General features: G+C 57.2%; 1 pseudogene. It reads right to left on the reverse strand.

Going from position 1 to position 1,256, the window contains the following annotated elements:
* A pseudogene (locus PMI21_RS02530) lies at positions 1-1,256 on the reverse strand (hypothetical protein); the annotation flags it as partial.

Below are 1,256 nucleotides of genomic sequence, written 5' to 3' on the forward strand. Positions count from 1 at the left end.
GAGTCGCGGGATTGTCGATGGCCCCATTGAGCTGGTACCCGGTTCCGCTTGTGTTTTGGGTCGATGTCACCACTTGCGCGCCCTGGATCGAGTAGTGTTCTGAGCTATTGAAGTTGTAGTCATTGCTCTCGAAGACCACGATGCCGTTCTGTGCCTTGGCCACGAAGCCGTAGGCGGGCACACTGTCATTGAGAACGTCGTCGTTACCGGCGGAGTTTCCAACAATGAAGGTCCGATTGATGGTTGCCCCGGAAACATCATCAACCAGCTTCAATACCACCACCATGTCTTTGCCGGCGCCAATACCAGCCTGTGTGAACTCCATAAAGATCGCCTTGCTCGTGGCCCTCTCTATGGCAGAATCGGTGTGCCCTTTCGGATTTGCCTTGTAAAAGTCCAGATCGATCACCTCGTCCGATTGGAGCGTGTCGCTGGCAGCGCCAATCGAATCCGATGAGACCGTGACATACCGTCGATCATTCGAGAACAAGCCTGTGCCAGAGTCGTAAGCGAAGGTTTGCGGCGTCCCGTTATTCACGCCAAATCCTTCAAACTGCACAAAGAAGTTGCTGGCAAGCGTCATCACCGAGACTGGCGGATTCGATCCAACGGTCGTGTCAGAGTTGAACGCATAGCCCTGCAGGGGGTTTCCAGGCGTCGAGGTGTTCAGGATGCTGAAGCTCTGAATCTCCTGATCCAGTTTCAAGGTATAGGTGTCAGCCACCTTGTCAAAGACCAGCGTGCCGGTGGCGTTGCTGGTCGCTCCCTGCGCCGGATTGTTGGACACGTAGGTGAAGCCCACGTTGAACGTCGCCTGGCTATCAGTCTCCGAGACCCAACTCACCGATTTGTTGGTGATGGCGTTCGCACCCACCGTGACGCCCGTGAGGGCCACGGACAGGAAGTCGGAGTTCGACGCACTGTAAGGTGTCGCGTGGGTGTCCGCGCCAATCGAGTAACCGAAGACACCCGTTCCACCGTGATCCGTCACAAGCGACCCGTTGCTGCTGTTCGCATAGATCAGGTTCGACTTGGTCGTTACGATCGGGGTGTCGTCGTCGACGGTAATGACCAGTTTCTCGGCTGCGGCCGTCACCGTGTCGCTGTCCTTATCGGTGGCTTGCAGCAGCGTGCCCAGGTTAATGGTGATGTCGTTCTCGTTGTTGCCTGCCGCGTGATCCAGCGGCTTGAGCAGCGTGAAGGTGTAGGCACCCGCTGCGGTGAGGCTGAAGGTAAACACGTCGGTCGCGCCGGCC

Origin of the sequence: Pseudomonas sp. GM18 (assembly GCF_000282195.1) — a bacterium.
GTDB lineage: Bacteria > Pseudomonadota > Gammaproteobacteria > Pseudomonadales > Pseudomonadaceae > Aquipseudomonas.